Source organism: Streptomyces sp. NPDC014727 (assembly GCF_043083485.1).
GTDB lineage: Bacteria > Actinomycetota > Actinomycetes > Streptomycetales > Streptomycetaceae > Streptomyces.
Window position 1 is genome coordinate 1 of the sequence record NZ_JBIBYR010000031.1, and the last position, 15,581, is coordinate 15,581.

The 15,581-nt window shown below is 67.4% G+C and carries 16 protein-coding genes and 3 pseudogenes; 9 read left to right on the plus strand and 10 right to left on the minus strand.

The genetic code is table 11. The features are described from left to right. Positions 1–154: 154 nt before the first annotated feature. Positions 155–1,574: pseudogene (locus ACF1B9_RS32115) on the plus strand (ISAzo13 family transposase). A gap of 36 nt (positions 1,575–1,610) precedes the next feature. Here the strand turns inward: ACF1B9_RS32115 and ACF1B9_RS32120 are convergent. Together ACF1B9_RS32120 and ACF1B9_RS32125 are read right to left on the minus strand one after the other, a co-directional pair. Then, positions 1,611–1,727: pseudogene (locus ACF1B9_RS32120) on the minus strand (hypothetical protein); the annotation flags it as partial. 66 nt (positions 1,728–1,793) lie between these two features. Next, positions 1,794–2,393 carry a CGNR zinc finger domain-containing protein gene (locus tag ACF1B9_RS32125; RefSeq protein WP_391746308.1) on the minus strand — a complete coding sequence of 200 codons (600 nt, stop codon included), beginning with the start codon at positions 2,391–2,393 and terminating at the stop codon, positions 1,794–1,796. Between the two features lie 121 nt (positions 2,394–2,514). On the opposite strand from ACF1B9_RS32125, the gene ACF1B9_RS32130 reads away from it, so the two are divergent. The 4 genes from ACF1B9_RS32130 to ACF1B9_RS32145 all read left to right on the plus strand — a co-directional run bounded on the left by ACF1B9_RS32130 (position 2,515) and on the right by ACF1B9_RS32145 (position 5,241). Further along, a complete protein-coding gene (locus ACF1B9_RS32130) occupies positions 2,515–3,582 on the plus strand; it encodes an alcohol dehydrogenase catalytic domain-containing protein (RefSeq protein WP_391746307.1) in 1,068 nt (355 codons plus the stop codon). 73 nt (positions 3,583–3,655) lie between these two features. Further along, positions 3,656–4,636: an alpha/beta hydrolase gene (locus ACF1B9_RS32135; RefSeq protein WP_391746306.1), complete on the plus strand. Its 981-nt coding sequence runs from the start codon at positions 3,656–3,658 to the stop codon at positions 4,634–4,636. A gap of 55 nt (positions 4,637–4,691) precedes the next feature. Then, positions 4,692–4,958 carry a hypothetical protein gene (locus ACF1B9_RS32140; RefSeq protein WP_391746305.1) on the plus strand — a complete coding sequence of 89 codons (267 nt, stop codon included), beginning with the start codon at positions 4,692–4,694 and terminating at the stop codon, positions 4,956–4,958. A gap of 70 nt (positions 4,959–5,028) precedes the next feature. Continuing rightward, a complete protein-coding gene (locus ACF1B9_RS32145) occupies positions 5,029–5,241 on the plus strand; it encodes a tautomerase family protein (protein WP_342286972.1) in 213 nt (70 codons plus the stop codon). 121 nt (positions 5,242–5,362) lie between these two features. Here ACF1B9_RS32145 and ACF1B9_RS32150 read toward each other — a convergent pair. The 7 genes and pseudogenes from ACF1B9_RS32150 to ACF1B9_RS32180 form a co-directional block, all read right to left on the minus strand. Beyond that, positions 5,363–5,479, minus strand: a pseudogene (locus ACF1B9_RS32150) (IS5/IS1182 family transposase); the annotation flags it as partial. A gap of 256 nt (positions 5,480–5,735) precedes the next feature. Beyond that, positions 5,736–5,882 (minus strand): hypothetical protein, encoded by a 147-nt coding sequence (locus ACF1B9_RS32155; RefSeq protein ID WP_391746304.1) that lies wholly within the window; start codon positions 5,880–5,882, stop codon positions 5,736–5,738. A 25-nt stretch (positions 5,883–5,907) separates the two neighbouring features. After that, positions 5,908–6,495, minus strand: coding sequence for a TetR/AcrR family transcriptional regulator (locus ACF1B9_RS32160; protein ID WP_391746303.1), 588 nt, complete (start codon positions 6,493–6,495; stop codon positions 5,908–5,910). A gap of 479 nt (positions 6,496–6,974) precedes the next feature. Then, positions 6,975–7,187 carry a hypothetical protein gene (locus ACF1B9_RS32165; protein ID WP_391746302.1) on the minus strand — a complete coding sequence of 71 codons (213 nt, stop codon included), beginning with the start codon at positions 7,185–7,187 and terminating at the stop codon, positions 6,975–6,977. A 192-nt stretch (positions 7,188–7,379) separates the two neighbouring features. Next, complete coding sequence (locus ACF1B9_RS32170; RefSeq protein ID WP_391746301.1) at positions 7,380–7,991, minus strand: transposase domain-containing protein; 612 nt, start codon at positions 7,989–7,991, stop codon at positions 7,380–7,382. 34 nt (positions 7,992–8,025) lie between these two features. Then, a complete protein-coding gene (locus tag ACF1B9_RS32175; protein ID WP_391746300.1) occupies positions 8,026–8,919 on the minus strand; it encodes an NAD(P)-dependent oxidoreductase in 894 nt (297 codons plus the stop codon). A 49-nt stretch (positions 8,920–8,968) separates the two neighbouring features. After that, on the minus strand, positions 8,969–10,114 hold the full coding sequence (locus ACF1B9_RS32180) for an FAD-dependent monooxygenase (RefSeq protein ID WP_391746299.1): 1,146 nt from the start codon (positions 10,112–10,114) through the stop codon (positions 8,969–8,971). A 967-nt stretch (positions 10,115–11,081) separates the two neighbouring features. Between ACF1B9_RS32180 and ACF1B9_RS32185 the strand changes: the two genes are divergently transcribed. The 3 genes from ACF1B9_RS32185 to ACF1B9_RS32195 all read left to right on the plus strand — a co-directional run bounded on the left by ACF1B9_RS32185 (position 11,082) and on the right by ACF1B9_RS32195 (position 14,370). Continuing rightward, positions 11,082–11,441 (plus strand): transposase, encoded by a 360-nt coding sequence (locus ACF1B9_RS32185; RefSeq protein WP_391746298.1) that lies wholly within the window; start codon positions 11,082–11,084, stop codon positions 11,439–11,441. 616 nt (positions 11,442–12,057) lie between these two features. Beyond that, positions 12,058–13,296: a group II intron reverse transcriptase/maturase gene (gene ltrA / locus ACF1B9_RS32190; protein WP_391746297.1), complete on the plus strand. Its 1,239-nt coding sequence runs from the start codon at positions 12,058–12,060 to the stop codon at positions 13,294–13,296. A gap of 30 nt (positions 13,297–13,326) precedes the next feature. Further along, positions 13,327–14,370, plus strand: coding sequence for an IS3 family transposase (locus ACF1B9_RS32195; protein ID WP_391746296.1), 1,044 nt, complete (start codon positions 13,327–13,329; stop codon positions 14,368–14,370). A gap of 195 nt (positions 14,371–14,565) precedes the next feature. On the opposite strand, the gene ACF1B9_RS32200 is transcribed toward ACF1B9_RS32195, so the two are convergent. Then, positions 14,566–14,832, minus strand: coding sequence for a GFA family protein (locus ACF1B9_RS32200; RefSeq protein ID WP_391795958.1), 267 nt, complete (start codon positions 14,830–14,832; stop codon positions 14,566–14,568). Positions 14,833–15,253: 421 nt separating this feature from the next. Between ACF1B9_RS32200 and ACF1B9_RS32205 the strand changes: the two genes are divergently transcribed. Continuing rightward, positions 15,254–15,493 (plus strand): hypothetical protein, encoded by a 240-nt coding sequence (locus ACF1B9_RS32205; RefSeq protein WP_391746294.1) that lies wholly within the window; start codon positions 15,254–15,256, stop codon positions 15,491–15,493. Positions 15,494–15,581 lie beyond the last annotated feature (88 nt).

The window sequence follows — 15,581 nt, forward strand, 5'->3', positions numbered from 1 at the left end:
CACAGACTTTGCCGGCGCCGCCTCAGAGGGCTCGACAGACTCGGCCTCGGTCATGTTGTTGCTGGTCATCGATGCATCTTCCATGATCGGGAGTTGCACCGAACGTTTTACAGTCCCCCTCGGCGGATTGAGGTTTAGCGGTCGTTGGTGTGGTATGGGCGGACGGGAAGTGCAGCAGGCTTCATTGGCAGCCAAGTTCGATGCGGTCCTGCCGCATCTGGATGAGCGGCAGCGGCGTCTGCTGCTGGGGGCAGAGGCCCGGTCGATCGGCCACGGCGGGATCAGGCTGGTCGCCCGTGCCGCTGGCGTCCGGGAGGCCACGATTTCGCTGGGAGCGGATGAAGTGGACTCCGGTGAGGCCCAGTTGGGGCGGGTGCGCCGGGCGGGCGGGGGCCGCAATCGGACGGTCGATCTGAACCCGGGACTGCGTCCGGCGCTGCTGGCTCTGGTCGAGCCGGATGTGCGGGGTGATCCGATGTCGCCGTTGCGGTGGACGACGAAGTCCACCCGTCACCTGGCCGCCGAACTTACCCGCCAGGGCCATCGGATATCCGCCGACACCGTCGCCGACGTGCTGCGCGAGTAGGGATTCAGCCTGCAGGGCAACGCCAAGACCGTCGAGGGCCGGCAGCACCCTGACCGGGACGGCCAGTTCCGCTACATCAACGAGCAGGCCAAGGACCATATCGGCGCCGGGGACCCGGTGATCAGCGTCGATACGAAGAAGAAGGAAGTCGTGGGGCCGTACGGGAACGGCGGCCGCGAATGGCGGCCCGCAGGCGACCCTGTGCAGGTCAGCACCCACGACTTCCCGGACAAGGACCTTGGGAAGGCCGTGCCCTACGGCATCTACGACCTGGCCGCGAACACTGGCTGGGTCAGCGTCGGCACCGACCATGACACCGCCGCCTTCGCCGTCGAATCCATCCGCGGCTGGTGGAAGGGCCGCGGCAAGGAGGACTACCCGCAGGCCGGACGACTGCTGATCACCGCCGATGCGGGCGGTTCCAACGGATACCGGACCCGCGCCTGGAAGGCCGAACTCGCCGCCTTGGCCCTGGAGACCGGCCTGGACATCACTGTGTGTCACTTTCCTCCGGGCACATCGAAATGGAACCGGATCGAGCACCGGCTGTTCTCCCACATCACCATGAACTGGCGCGGCAGGCCTGACCGGGCTGCCGTCCGCCCAGTGGGACACCCTCATCACTACGCTGACCGCCCTCCACGAGGCTCAGCGCGAGACGCACCTGGACAAACGACGCGGCCACCGCCCACGCGCCAAGGGCGACAGGAGCACCGGGCGCCGCCCGATCCTCACCCTCGCCGACCGGCTCCTGGCCACCGTCCTCCATTACCGGCACGGCCTGCCCCAGGTCGCCATCGCCACCCTGTTCAGCGTCTGCCCCGAGACAATCAACCGGCGCTTGAGGGACATCCGGGAACTGCTGGCAACCGCAGGCCACGCTCTCCACCCCGCCGAACGCCAACTCGCCACCCTGAACGACCTGTTCGACCTGGCGCGCGAGGCAGGCATCACCATCACACCAGAGATCAAGACCGCGAGTTATTGATCTGCAAGCCCTAACTACCCGGCATTGGATCCAGTTCCGCAGCACCTCGGTGTTCACGACGAGGTCGGTGGCGACCGCCTTGATCGTTGCTCCTGGACGCGAGTGGTACAACGTGACCGCGTCCGCCTTGAACTCGGCGGGGTAGTGCTTCACCCCGACGGGGACTCCGTTCTCCGGAACCTTCAGGATCCAAGTCTCTCTGGTATCCAAGATCCGGGGTCAGGGCCCGTTTTGCGACCTGGCCCGATAGGTGCGCTTCTTGGCGAGGGCGCCGCAGGTCTTCATCGAGCACCAGCGGCGGGCGCCCGCGCGGGAGGTGTCGACGAAGGGTGTGCCGCACGCGGGGTTTCCGCAGATGCGGACGCGTGTGCGGTGTTCCGAGTGGCAGAGCTCGATCAGATCCCGCGCGACCATGGAGAGCACCGCCGCGACCCCGTCCCCGTGCCAGCGCACGGAGGCCGCGTCGGCCGAGAGTGCGGGCACGGAGGTGGGCTCGGCGGCCGCGCCGTTGATTAGCGCGATGTCCTCGTGGGCGGGCGGGGCTTCGTCCGCCAGGGCCCGGCCGGCCCGCTGGATCGCCTCGCGTAGTCGTCTGGCGTGGTCCAGGTCGGCTTCGGTGCAGACCGGCGCCACCGTGGTGCAGCCGCTCTCCACGCCCCAGCGGCCCAGGTCCTCTGGCCGGGCCAGCCGTTCGAATGGCGTGTCCGTACCGCGCTCGGCCAGGGTGGCGGCGAAGGCGAAGCACAGCCGCGCGTCGTCGAAGCGGAAGTCGGCCTTGGCGCGCTGGCGCCCTCCGCGTCGACCGTCCTTGTCATTCATGTCCACCACTTTATGTGGTTGACATCGCGCCGAGCAAGCAGTTAGCTTCAAAGTCCACCGCTTGAACCGGTGGACTTTGAGTGTCTTCTGCCGTATCACGAGCCACAAGGAGGTCGCGTCAATGCGCGCCGCAGTCATCGAAGAACTCAACAAGCCGCTCGTCATCCGCGATGTGCCCGACCCCGAATGCCCGCCGGACGGTGCGATCCTCCGCGTCGGGGCGAACGGGATCTGCCGGACGGACTGGGCCCTGTGGGCCGGGAACTTCTGGACGGGGGGACCGAGCGTCGAGCCCCCGTTCGTTCTCGGCCACGAGTTCGCCGGCACCGTCGTGGAGGTCGGCCGGGACGTGCGGGGGTGGAAGGAGGGCGACCGTGTCATCTTCCCGATGAACCCCGGCGAGGGGTCGTGCGAGATGTGCCGCAGCGGCAATCAGCAGGTGTGCGAGCACGTGGACTCGCTCGTGCCCGGGGTGTCCTACTGGGGTGCCTTCGCGGAGTACGTCATGGTCCGCTTCGCCGATGTCAACCTGGTCCGGGTGCCGGAGTCCGTCGGCTTCGTGGACGTCGCCGCTCTCGCCTGCCGCTACATGACTGCCTTCCACGGCGTCGTCGACCAGGCGCGGGTCCGCGGCGGGGAATGGGTCGCGGTGTACGGCGCCGGCGGCGGCATGGGCCTGTCGACGGTGGAGGTTGCCGCGGCGACGGGCGCCAACGTCATCGCGATCGACATCACGGACGAGAAGCTGGAGGCCGCGCGGGCCCTGGGCGCGGTCCACACCATCAACGCGGCGAAGGACGAGCCCGCGGAGGCGGTGAGGACCCTCACCGGGGGCGGAGCGCACGTGTCGGTCGACTCCGTTGGGATCGCCGAGGCCTGCCGCAACTCCGTCCTGTCCCTGCGTACGAGGGGCCGCCACCTCCAGCTCGGGCACACCACCGCCGCGGAGAAGGGGGACGTCGCGCTGCCGATCGACGTCATGATGGTCAAGGAGCTGGAGATCCTGAGTGCCTTCGGCATGCAGGGCCAGCGGTTCGGCACGATGCTGAACATGATCGCCGCCGGCCGCCTCAACCCCGGCCGGATTGTGACCCGCACCGTCGGCCTCCACGAGGCGAGCGGGGTTCTGGAGTCCCTGGAGACGTACGGGCCGACCGGCGTGGTCGTCATCGACGAGTTCCAGGCCTGAGCCGTCCCACCCAACACCGCCCGGAGCGCTGCCCGAAGCGGCGCCCCCTCATGGAAAGAAAGCAGGCACGATCATGCCCGTTTCCCGTCTGCTGATGGACCGGGAACTGAGCCAGGCACTCGACGGCGTCCCCATGACGTCCAACGGCGCGTTCGACCTCACCGACATTCCCGCGACGCGCGCGGCGTTCCGCGCGCAGGCCGAGTCGATCGCCGACAGCGAGCCCGACGACCCGTCGGTCCTTGCGGAGGAGCACCGTGTCAGCCGGGCGGACGGCCCCGACGTGCTGGTCCGCCTGCTGCGGCCCGCGACCGCGCAGGGACCGCTGCCGGTGATGCTCTGGTTCCACGGTGGTGGCCAGGTGCTCGGCTTCGCAGCCCAGGACGATCCCTGGCTCAAGCGGTTGTGCTCGCGGCTCGGCTGCGCCGTCGCCGCGGTCGACTACCGGCTCGCCCCGGAAACACCCTCTCCCGGCGCCGCCGAGGACGGTTTCACCGCCTACCAGTGGCTCGTCCGTGAGGCGGAGGCCCTGGGTCTGGATGGTGCCCGGATCGGCATCGCGGGCCAGAGCGGCGGCGGAGGCATCGCGGCGGCTACCGTACTGCTGGTCCGGGACCGCGGCGGCGCGGCACCCCTGTTCCAGTCACTGACGTACCCCATGCTGGACGACCGCAACCGGACCGTGTCGAGCCACGAAATCACCGACATCGGCATCTGGGACCGCTCCACGAACATCCTGGCCTGGCAGGCGATCCTGGGAGACCGCGCCGGAGCCGGCGACGTCTCCCCGTACTCGGCGCCCTCCCGCGCGGAGGATCTCAGCGAGCTGCCGCCGACCTTCATCGCGGTCGGCGAACTCGACTGCTTCCGCGACGAGGACCTCAACTACGCCGCACGCCTGCGCGCCCACGGGGTCCCGGTCGAACTGCACCTCTATCCGGGCGCTTACCACGCCTTCGACCTGTTCGCCCCCGAGTCGCAGCTCGCGGCCACCTTCCAGCAATCCTGGTTCAGCTATCTCGCCCGCCGGCTCCAGGACACATCCACCCCGTGATGCACCCCTCCAGCTCGGACACCGCGAAACGACGCGAGCGCCGACACGGAATCTGGTGCAGGCCCCGACCAAACTCCTCGGTCGGGGCCGGACGGTGCGGCCATCAACGAGTGGCTGTGACCAGTACTCGTCAGAGACCAGGCTCTACGCCTGGGCCATCGTCGGCAAGCACGGCCAGGTCATCACCTACGAACGCGATGTCGCCTGGAACAGCGCCGAAGCCCGCTGCCGCACCCACATGTGGCTCCACGACCAATGGAACACCGCCCACAACGCCAGCGGCCCTGAGCTCGACCCGCCGTTGGCACGCCTCGCCCAGTAGCCACCCCGATGCCGCCGCGCGTCCGGCGCGGCGGCATCCCCTTGAAGAAGAAACGAAAGAGAGAAGCACGATGCCCATCATCAACATCGACGCCTGGGAGGGCACCAGTGACGAGCAGACGCAGGAACTGTTGACTGAGGTCACCGAGACCGTGCACCGCGTCACGAGCATCCCGCGCGACAAGATTCTCGTCCTATTCCACGCCAACCCGGTCAAGTACTGGGCGCAGGGCGGCGTCCTCGCCTCCGACCCCGACTTCCTCGAAAAGTCGCGTCAGCACTGAAGTGCATGAAGCACGCGAAACGGCGCGCGCGCTCACCGAGTACCACTGGTCGCGGCCCTCTCTCGACGCCAGGGAGAGGGCCGCATCACTCGGGTCGCAGGCCACCGAGCCTTTTCCAACCTCACGCTGACGCGTGATGAAGGACGAGGACGGCCCGGACGATCGCCGTGAGGCGGTTGGTGCTGCAGCGGAGCTTCCGCAGGAGGCGCCAGCCCTTCAAAGTGGCCATGGCCGGTTCGCCAGCTGCGGGAGAAGCAACCCGTACGAGGGAGCCCGGCAACCAGATCGCCCGACACCGGTCGCGCCAACCATGCCCAGCCCGTAGACAGGGAGACGCAGCCACGCCCGCTGACAGGGCCGGGCGGGCTGTGCCTTCCCTTTCGCCGACAACCCGTTCCGCCGCCAGGGGTGACACCACATCGCCTGCCCCCTCCGACCCCTTCGAGGGTGGCGCGGGGAGTGGCTTTCTCTCGCGCTTCGGCTGCAGTGCCAGTTCACCGGTCGAGCAGGGAAAGGAGCATCGCGAGGTTCTCCAGGCTCGGGATCACGTGTGCGGCTCCGGCTTCGGCGAGCGTGTGCAGTGTCGAGCGGCCGGTGGCGACGCCGAGGACAGGGATTCCTGCGGACCGTGCGGCGGACACGTCATAGTCGTAGGTCGTGTCCGACTCATGGATGAAACGGCCTGATGAAGCCGTAGAGCAGATCGAGAAGGTGCCTGCGGAGCTCCTCGGTTGTCAGGGGGAGTGCGCCTGCGCCTGCCAGATGGTCGAAGACGAGGCCGTCCAGGAAGGCCACGAATATCGGCGCCTGTGACGGCGGATCGGATGCGCCCGCAGTGGTGAGCAAATTCTGCGCTACGGCCCGGTGGGCTTTGCCTGCGGCGACGAGAACGGCATGCAGTTCGGGGCGACGCGTGGACTCCAGGGATAGTTCGTAGCGGGCAAGCATGCGTTCGCGACCTTCGGCGACCCAGCGTTCGACGAGATCGGCAGCGACCGTAGCAACCTGGGCCATGTCTGCTGGCTCGGCTATGACGGGGCGATCGGCCAGGTCTGCAGTGTCCGCCTCGGCCAACCGCTCGACCGCCGCCTGCAGGAGCGCCTGCCGGGTGCGGAAGTAGTACGAGCACGTGCCGGTCGGTACACCAGCGGCCTCGTCGACCGCGCGGTGCGTCAGACCCCGCATCCCCGCCCGGGCCAGCGTGCTTATCGCCGCATCGGCCAGTTCCTGCCGCCTTGTCGTGCGTTCGGCCACTGTTTCCTCCCTCTCTACGACCACCCCACTCTACAGGTGTAGCATTTCCGGTGATTGCTGCAGATGCAGAGGGTAGGTGCAGTGGGTGCAGGGACGTCACGCGCAGGGCGTGAGTCCGCGTAGTGCGATCGTGGTCGGAGCAGGGATTCGGTGGTCTGGCCGTTGCCGTCGCTCTGATCCGGCGCGGATAGCGAGTGAAGGTACTGGCACGCGCCCCTGAATTCCCTGAATTCAGCAAAACCAGTTCCGGGCTTTCGGGGCGGTCCAACGGTGTATGTGCTGGACGCGCTGAGACTGGGCAACCAGGCCCGGGCGCGTACCCTCATCGAGACCCAGGCTGGCATCCTGAATGAGTCAGGCCACTGGCGTACGAACACCGGAGAGCTTGCCGGTGCCCTGGCGTCGGGCAGCGGCACAAGCTCCGCCAGGAGATTGAGGGTGGGGGCGAGGAGGGGGTGAGCCGTGGCGGATGGCGCCGATCAGGGCGCGGCCGGGGGATGCTGTAGCTGTCGGTCATGCCGGAGCGCTATACGCCCTGGCGTGACCCGGTCGACGGGTGAGTGTCCGGCTGCTTCGCCGCTGGTGGGGGTCCTGGTGCTGGCGCCGTCGATCGCGATCCGGCCCAGGACGAGACCGACGGCGTGGTCGTAGGTGCTGAGTGTGTTCTGCTTCAGGCGGGCGAAGAGGCGCATGTCTGTCCACGCATCCTGGTGGGCCCGGATCGTGGTGGCCGAGTACGTGGTGTCCGTGATTGCCTGGCAGGGGCAGCTGAGCCGTAGGACCTGGCAGGAGTTTGTCGAGGACGGTGTGATGGGGCGGCGGCCGCGTAGGTGCCGGATGGTACGACGATGCCTGCCCGGGCGGGCCTGGCATGGTGTGTGCGGTCAACGGGGGAGAGAGAAGCTGGCGAGTACCCAGCCGAAGCCGGCCAGCAGCTCCCCGCCCGGTGCCACCGCCACCGCGTGGACAGGCGCGGGGAAGGACAGGACGGGAGCGACCTGTTGGCCGGTGGCCAGGTCCCACATCCGCACTGTCCCATTCGCGTAGTCGGTCTCGCCGACGCTGGTGAGGCCGAATGCCGCGCCGATCAGGGCCCGGGTGCCGGTCTCCACCAAAGTCATCAGCTCCACCATCGGGTAGCCGCCACGGCTCTGCGGTCCGAACCGGTCTACATTCCGGTCGCTCTCGGGGATCTTGATGGAGCTGCAGCCGTCGAAGGAGACTGTGCGGAAGGGACCGAACCGCACGCCGCGCGTCGTCGGCCGGGCCAGCGGCCCGGCCACGACGTCGAAGAGGTGCCGCACCGGCGCGGCACCGATCTGGCGGCGCAGGTCGCGCAGTGCCTTCTCGGTCGGCCGCACGGTGTCCAGCCCTGCCCCCGTCAGCGCTGCGGTCAGCTTCTGCCATACCAGCCGGTATCCGACCTCCGGGAACAGGCACATCGCGAGCACGAAGTAGACGCCCACCCGAGAGGGCAGGTCCCGCAGTCGACACAAAACACCATCGGTCAGGGCAGCTGGTGGCTGTCAGTCACGGCGTGGGATGACGAAGCTGTTCGATGACCGCTGCGTAGCTGTTGCTGCCGTGTCCCTTGGCTACGGCCCTTTCGGCCAGCGTCGTGAGGAGTTCGGGTAGTTCGGCGTTGATGTCGGCGGCGTGGCTTTCATGGAGGAGGTGTTTCATTCCGGCCAGGTTCGTGTTGACGGTGGATTCGGTGGCCGGGTAGGCGCCATCGTCGATCTGCTGCGCATAGCCAGGCACCCAGTCAGCTACGGTTTCGATGCCCGTCTTGGCGAAGCGGGCGAATGCGGTCGCGGGGATTCCTGCCTTGCCGAGCAGGGCAGCGCCGTGCAGGAAGCCGTTGAGTGTGCTCCACACCAAACTCAGTGCGGCCGCGTCGAACAGGGACGGCAGGCCATGGTCTGCGCCGACGTACACGGGGCCGCCGAGGCTGCTGAGTTCCTGTTGGTGCTGGTCGAATGCGGTAGTTGGACCGCTGTAGAGGATGGTGGCGTTCGCGGTGCCGATGGCTGGGGGTACGGCCATGATCGCGCCGTCGAGGTAGGTGGCGCCTTGATGCACCGCCCACTTGGCCGTCTCGCGGGCCTCTTGTGAGGTGCCCGAGGTCAGGTTGACCAGGGTGCGGTCGGCCAGGTCCCGGCTCACGGGTTCGAGGATGTCACGCACGTTGTCGTAGTCGGAGACACAAATGACCACGAGCGGGCTGGCCGTGACGGCGTCACGGACGGTCCAGGCGAGCTGCGCGCCCCGCGCGGTGAGGGGTTCGGCCTTGGTGTGGGTGCGGTTCCACACGGTAGTGGGGTGGCCTTGGCCCAGGAAGGCCGCGGCAAGGGCCTGGCCCATAAGTCCCAGGCCGAGGACCGAGAGGGGGGTAAGGCCGGTGTCGGTGTCGAGGTCGTGCATCTTGTGCTCGCTTCCAGTGAATCGGCGTGGGTGGAGGGGTGTCTGGCGGTCAGCTCGTGGTCTCGGGCAGCTGCCAGGAGGTACGCAGCTGGCGCACCAGGGCGGAGGCCGGGGCCAGGCGGACAAGGGTGTTGCGTACCCGGGTGCGTGTGGGGGTGCTCCAGTGGGCGATGCGTCCGATCTGGTGGGCGGCCTTGACGACGGCGTTGGCCCTGGGCTGGCGGAAGCGTTCGTAGCGTCGCAGGGCGTCGGGAGTGGGGCCGTACTCGGTGATCAGGTCGGTGAGGGCGAGAGCGTCCTCGATGGCCTGGCAAGCGCCCTGGCCCAGGTTGGGGGTCATGGGGTGGGCGGCGTCGCCGAGCAGGGTGGTGCGGCCCCGGCCCCACTGCGTGACCGGCGGGCGGTCGCGGATGTCGTCGCGGCGGATGGCGCTGACGGGGGTGTCCTTGACGGCCTGGCGGACATAATCGGGGAACTCGGCCGTGGCCCGGGTGAGCGCGGCACGGATGTCGCTGTCCTTGCCGTCGGCGGGGCCGTTGGCGCACAGGAACCAGTACAAGCGGCCACCGTCGATGACGCATCCGCCGAAGCGGCGACCCGCTCCCCACATCTCTCCGATCCAGTCGCCAGGCAGAGGGTTGGCGTCGGTGACGCCGCGCCAGCAGTAGTAGCCGCTGTAGCTGGGTGCCTGGGCGCCCAGCAGTGCGGTTCGGACGGTGGAGCGCAGGCCGTCCGCACCGACCAGCACGGAGCCGTGTACTTCCTGTCCGTCGGCGAGGGTGACGGTGGCCTGATCGGGGTCGACGGCGGTGACGGCCGAGGCGAGCCGCAGTTCGCTGGTGCCGAGCTGTCCGACCAGCGCCTGGTGGATGGTGGCGCGGTGCAGGCCCAGAGTGGGGGCACCGACCTCCGCCAGCAGGGCGCTGGCCTGGGCGGGGCTGGGCTTCAGCAGCACGCGGCCGCGGGCATCGTAGACCGCGGCCGTGGAAAGCCGCGTGCCGACGGCTTCGAAAGGCTCGGCCAGGCCGAGGCGGCGCAGCGCGATCAGCGCGTTGGGCTGCACAGTCAGGCCAGCCCCGACAGGGGCGAGTCTTTCCGCCTGCTCCAGGACGACGGCCGGAATGCCGCGGCCGGCGAGTCCCGCCGCGAGGGTGAGTCCGCCGATGCCTGCTCCGGCGATGAGTACGTGGTCCATAAGGTGATTTCTCTTTCGGTTCTTGCCAGGTTCTGGATCAAGTGCAGCAGCCTGGTGCACAGTTCGGCCGGGTAGAGGTCGAGTCCGTCCGGGCCGGCCGGATGCTCGAAGATCAGACCGCCGATGGAAGCCATGAGTGTTTTCGCGCGCTACTCCGGCTCGCGGATGTCGACCGCCATGGGCGGGTCGACGACCGGCCGTCGCATTCCCGGCTGCGGTCTTCAGTACCGACCGCAGTTCGGGCCTGCGTGTCGCCTCAAGGGAGGGTTCGTGGCGTGCCGTCGTGCGCAACGCGCCCCTGGGCCGGCCAGTGCTCCAGGACGGCCACTGCTGCCTCGGCGATCTTCTCTACCGAGGTGATGCCCGTCAGCGGCAATGTGGCGGCGCCCGCGGTCTCCACCTCGGCGAGCCGGTCCGCGGCCGCTTAGAGGAGCACCTGCCGGGTCCTGAAGCAGGAGGAGCAGGAGCCTTCCGCCAGCCCCGCCCACTGGTCGACGGCTCGGTGGGTCAGTCCCCCGCGTATCCGTCGCGGCCGGCGCCTTGATCGCCGCGTCGGCCGGCTGCTTCCGTCGTGTCGAGCTCTCCGTCACAGTCGTTCCCGTCCACACGCCCAATTCCTCTACAGACGTAGAGTACCCCTTATTGCTACAGCTGTAGAGGCCGGGGTAGGTCCACTGCTGCGTATGTCGAACTGCCAGCGGCCCAGGAAGTTGATATGCCAGTCCTTGAGTGCTGAAAGCCGGGCGACACCCACGCCCTTGACGTCGCACCCGCGACCGCCACGCCACTCGCCACACCGCGGATCGTCGAGGATCGACTCCGGGGCCCAGCAGGGGGAATGGATTGCCCAGGCTGGGAGGATGCGGCTACGGGGACCGCCAATCCGTCCGAGCTGATCTGAGGTTCCCCCGAGATGCGGGGATGGGTGACAGAGGGTCAGATGGGTCTCATGAGAGGAGCCCAGACGATGCCTGCGCCGAGGAAGTACCCGCTGGAGTTGCGTGAGCGTGCGGTTCGGATGTATCGGACCGCCGAACCGAAGCCCGTGATCCGCCGCATGGCCGAGGAACTCGGCGTGCACCACGAGGCCCTGCGCAACTGGATCAGGCAGGCCGAGGCCGACGCCGGCGAACGCGACGACATGCTCACCACCGCCGAGCGTGAGGAGCTGGCCGCCCTGCGCAAGGAGAACGCCCAGCTCAAGCGTGCGAACGAGGTCCTGCGGACGGCCTCGGCTTTTTTCGCGGCCCAGCTGTGCGCCACGAGGCGCGATGTTGATCGAGAGGTGGTGAAAGGCCACTTCCGTCAGGTCGTCGTAGCGGCCTGATCGAAGCTTGGGGGCAGCCTGATCCGGGGAACGCCGGTGAGGGTGGCAAGCGGCCCCGACGAAGGCGGGACGTACCGGAACTACCAGACGGTGCGGGCCCGTTCAGCGAGGTCAGAAGGTGTAGCGAGAGCGAACCAGTGGTGGACGCCCCGTAACAGCGAAGCCGGGTCAAATCTGGTGGATATGGGCCGGTGTGCAGCGCGTGAGGACCGGTTCCTTCTGGGCCGGTCTTCAACTCTGAAGCCGTTTAGTTGTGTCGGTGGGGAGGCCACGTCGAAGGTCTACGGCGTAGACGTGGCGATGCTGCCGGGGTAGAGCTGGACGCCTCCCTGACCGATCGATCACATGGTGAACGTGGGAACCATCCACGGTCGCCCTCCTGCTGAACAGCCAGTTCAGCGGTGGGCAGGTCCGTTGCCGATTGAGGGCCGTGGAATGGGGCGGAGGCTCCGTAGTAGTCGCGGGCGTGACGACCCGCCGTGGAGGCCGTGAGAGACGGCCGCAGGGCGAAGGGGGCCAGCAAGTCAGCAGTCGAGGCTGCTGGAATATCGGGAGGGTTTTCGCTGGTGAATACCAACGAACTGGAGCACGCCCTAGATGCGGCGGAGCGGCTGGAGTGGACGGGCGCACGGCCCGTTCCGTCGAGGCCGGACAGGGCGTCGGGGATTTTCTCGACGAACTGCGGTCGCAGTTGAAGGGCCGTAGTTTCCGCCCGCTACCAGTACGGGAGCGCATGATCCCAAAGGCGGGCGGAAAGCTCCGTCGTCTGGGGATCGCGACCGTTACTGACCGGGTGGTCCAGGCATCCTTGAAACTGGTGCTGGAGCCAATTTTCGAGGCGGATTTCCTCCCGTGTTCCTACGGGTTCCGCCCGAATCGTCGGGCTCATGACGCGGTAGCTGAGGTGCGCTATCTCTCTTCGCGGCCACGCAACTATGAGTGGATCGTCGAGGGAGACATCACGGCCTGTTTCGACGAAATCTCGCATCCGGCCCTGATGGACCGGGTGCGGTATCGAGTCGGTGACAAACGCGTCCTGGAACTGGTAAAGGCTTTCCTCAAGTCAGGCATCCTCGGAGAGGACCGCCTGCTGCGGGAAACCACCGCCGGAACCCCACAAGGGTCGATTCTCTCGCCTCTGCTCAGCAATGTGGCGCTTTCCGTCCTGGACGAGTACATAGCCCAGGCTCCGGGAGGCCCGACTGCCCGGAAGGTGGACCGCGCCAGAAGGCACCGCCATGGTCTGCCCAACTACCGCCTTATTAGGTACGCGGACGACTGGTGCCTGATGGTTTTCGGCTCGAAAGCTGACGCCGAGGTCCTGTGCGAGGAAATATCGGATGTCTTGTCCACGATGGGCCTGCGCCTGTCCCCGGAGAAGACGCTGATTACCCATATCGATGAGGGCCTGGACTTTCTCGGGTGGCACATCCAGCGCCACCGCAAGAGAGGAACCAGCCAGCACTACGTCTACACCTACCCCGCGAAGAAGGCTGTCCAGGCCGTGAAGCGGAAGGTCAAGACGCTGTGCCAAGAGGTCGAAGTGAACCAGCCGCTGGATGACCTGCTGCGTCGGCTGAATATGGCGTTGCGGGGCTGGTGTGCTTACTTCCGGCCCGGGGTTTCCTCCGTGACCTTCGCCTATCTGAGCCACTACACGTGGCGGACGGTATGGCGTTGGATGCGGCGCAAACACCGCCGGTCCACTTGGAAGGAACTCCGCCACCGCTATTGCGGCGGCGGTTGGTGGCCTGCCAGTGAGGACAGAGAGCTGTTCGACCCCGAGAAGGTAGGAACGACCCGCTACCGATATCGAGGTTCGATTATTCCGGCTCCCTGGCCTATCGCGGGATGAGGCTGTCCAACACGCAGCCCGTTTCGGGGCTTGTGGAGAGCCCGGTGCATTGAGAGGTGCCCGCCGGGTTCGGGAAGCGGTCCGGGGAAACGGGCCGGTCGAAAGGCCGGCACCGCGCCCCGGGCCGACTTTCACCGACCCAACCCGGCCCAGGTGACGGCGCTCGTCGACGAGCACCCGCACCTGGGGGTCGAGCCCGTACTCCGGGAACTTTCCATCCCCTCTTCCACCTACTACCGATGGCGCCAGACCGAGAAGGAACCGTGCGAGCGGCGACGCCGGGACGCCGAGTTGACCGGGCGGATCCGTGAGGTCCACGACGAGTCCGGCGGGATCTACGGCTCACCCCGCGTGCACGCCGCCCTCAAGCGTGAGGGCGTCCACGTCGGCAGGAAGCGCGTCGAGCGGCTCATGCGGGAGGCCGGCCTGGCCGGGATCAGCCCCCGCCGGGGCAAGGGTTTCACTCGCCGTGACCCGGGCGCCGATCTGGCCCCTGACCTGGTCAGGCGCGACTTCACCGCGAACGGGCCGAACCGGCTGTGGGTCACCGACTTGACCATGATCCCCACCGGGGAGGGGCCGTTGTGGCTGTCCGCGATCCGCGACGCGTTCTCCCGCCGGGTGGTGGCCTGGGAGACCTCCGCCCGCGCGGACGCTGACCTGGTCCTCACTTCGCTGGAGTATGCCCTGGCCAGCCGCGAAGTCGCCCCAGGCGAGCTCATTCACCACGCCGACCACGGCTGTCAGTACACGTCCGTGAAGCTCACAACACGCCTGGTCAGGGCAGGTATCCAGGCGTCCATGGGCTCGGTCGGCGACTCGTTCGACAATGCCCTGGCGGAGAACCTGTGGATGGTCATCAAGACCGAGTGCATCCGCGGCCGCGTCTTCGCCACCAGGGCCGAAGCAAACCTCGCGCTCTTCGAGTACATCGACGGCTTCTACAACCCCCGCCGCATCCAGAAACGACTCGGCTACCTCAGCCCGATCGAGTACGAGGAGAAGCACTACGCCGACCAGGCAGCGACCGAACAAGTGAAACTGAAACCACGTCAACCCGCCCTGACCAGCTAGTCAGCCACTCCCGCTCAGCGGGGGAACCTCAATCGAGGGCCTCTTGGCGTGAATCCGGTTGGCGTACTTTAAGGATGGTCCAGCGATACCGTGCTGCCGGTCCCAGGCGCGGATCGGCCTGCTGGCGGGCGAGGACGGAATGCCAGCCGGGACCATCGAGGGTGCGGGTGGAGTTGTCGACCAGTCGGCGGGCGGTCAACCGGCTGCGCTGTGCTCGGTCTCCGGCACCGGGGGCAGCCAGTGCGCGGCCTTGTCGCGGAAGGGCGCGTGGATGGGCACGAGGTCTATGCCGCTGGTGTCGTCAAGGGCGGTGACGTTGATGCCGATCTCAGGGATGTCGCTGTCGATCGCCGCGAGGCGGCTGCCACAAGTCGGGCAGAAGTCGCGCTTCGCCTCGCCCTCGAAGCTCACGTACCAGGTCGGCTCGCTCTCGCCGGTCCAAGTGACCGTCGCGAAGCCCACCCACCACATCACGGGGATGCCGCCGAGCTTTTGACAGTGTCCGCAGGCGCACAGTTCCCTGTCAAGTTCTTGTGTTCCGTCGTGTGCCTCCTCAGCAGGGTGGCGCACAGTGGTGGCTGCGGAAGGGATGGGAGGGCCACTCAACGGCACGGACGAGCGGTTCGTGTCAGGTCGAGGAAAGCGGGACCAGGGTGTACCACTCCGTACTGTCCGAGACCACAGCCCGCATAAGTCGCAGAGCTCTGGCACGCTCTCACCCTCGTCCGGCTCGCCGTTGTTCGTCGCTGTCCCTTTCCCGCCGCTCAGCATCGCCCGCGCTCACTCACCGTTGACACTACCGACTGTATTACTAGTAACGCATCGAATGCGGTGTCGTTGGACGTGTGCGACTTAACCGCAACCACTAGCTGAAAGGCGCAGCATGACCGAGGAAGAGGCCATCAAAATGATCTGGGACCAGTTGAAGGAAGACCTGGACCACATCGACGACGTAACCCCCGTTGACCCGTCCCTGACCTTCAAGGCGCTCCGTCTGGACGACTTGTACACGGAAGAATTGGCCTACAGGATCGAAGAGAAGCATAGTCTTCCTGTCCCAGTCTTCACACCCGAAATGTCGATTCGTGACGCTGCCAGGGCCCTTGTCGAAAATCTGGGCTGAGGCGTCCTCAGGCGATCGAGTAGGGCGGTGGCGTGACCGGTAGTGGTCGGCCGCGGCGTCGATGCTGCCCCAGTCGGCCTGGCGCAGC

Bases quoted from the DNA above. Each gene is read 5' to 3' on its own strand.
- ACF1B9_RS32125 (WP_391746308.1), bottom strand. From the start codon at position 2,393: ATGAATGACAAGGACGGTCGACGCGGAGGGCGCCAGCGCGCCAAGGCC.
- ACF1B9_RS32130 (WP_391746307.1), top strand. From the start codon at position 2,515: ATGCGCGCCGCAGTCATCGAAGAACTCAACAAGCCGCTCGTCATCCGC.
- ACF1B9_RS32135 (WP_391746306.1), top strand. From the start codon at position 3,656: ATGCCCGTTTCCCGTCTGCTGATGGACCGGGAACTGAGCCAGGCACTC.
- ACF1B9_RS32145 (WP_342286972.1), top strand. From the start codon at position 5,029: ATGCCCATCATCAACATCGACGCCTGGGAGGGCACCAGTGACGAGCAG.
- ACF1B9_RS32165 (WP_391746302.1), bottom strand. From the start codon at position 7,187: ATGCGCCTCTTCGCCCGCCTGAAGCAGAACACACTCAGCACCTACGAC.
- ACF1B9_RS32175 (WP_391746300.1), bottom strand. From the start codon at position 8,919: ATGCACGACCTCGACACCGACACCGGCCTTACCCCCCTCTCGGTCCTC.
- ACF1B9_RS32180 (WP_391746299.1), bottom strand. From the start codon at position 10,114: ATGGACCACGTACTCATCGCCGGAGCAGGCATCGGCGGACTCACCCTC.
- ACF1B9_RS32185 (WP_391746298.1), top strand. From the start codon at position 11,082: ATGCCTGCGCCGAGGAAGTACCCGCTGGAGTTGCGTGAGCGTGCGGTT.
- ACF1B9_RS32205 (WP_391746294.1), top strand. From the start codon at position 15,254: ATGACCGAGGAAGAGGCCATCAAAATGATCTGGGACCAGTTGAAGGAA.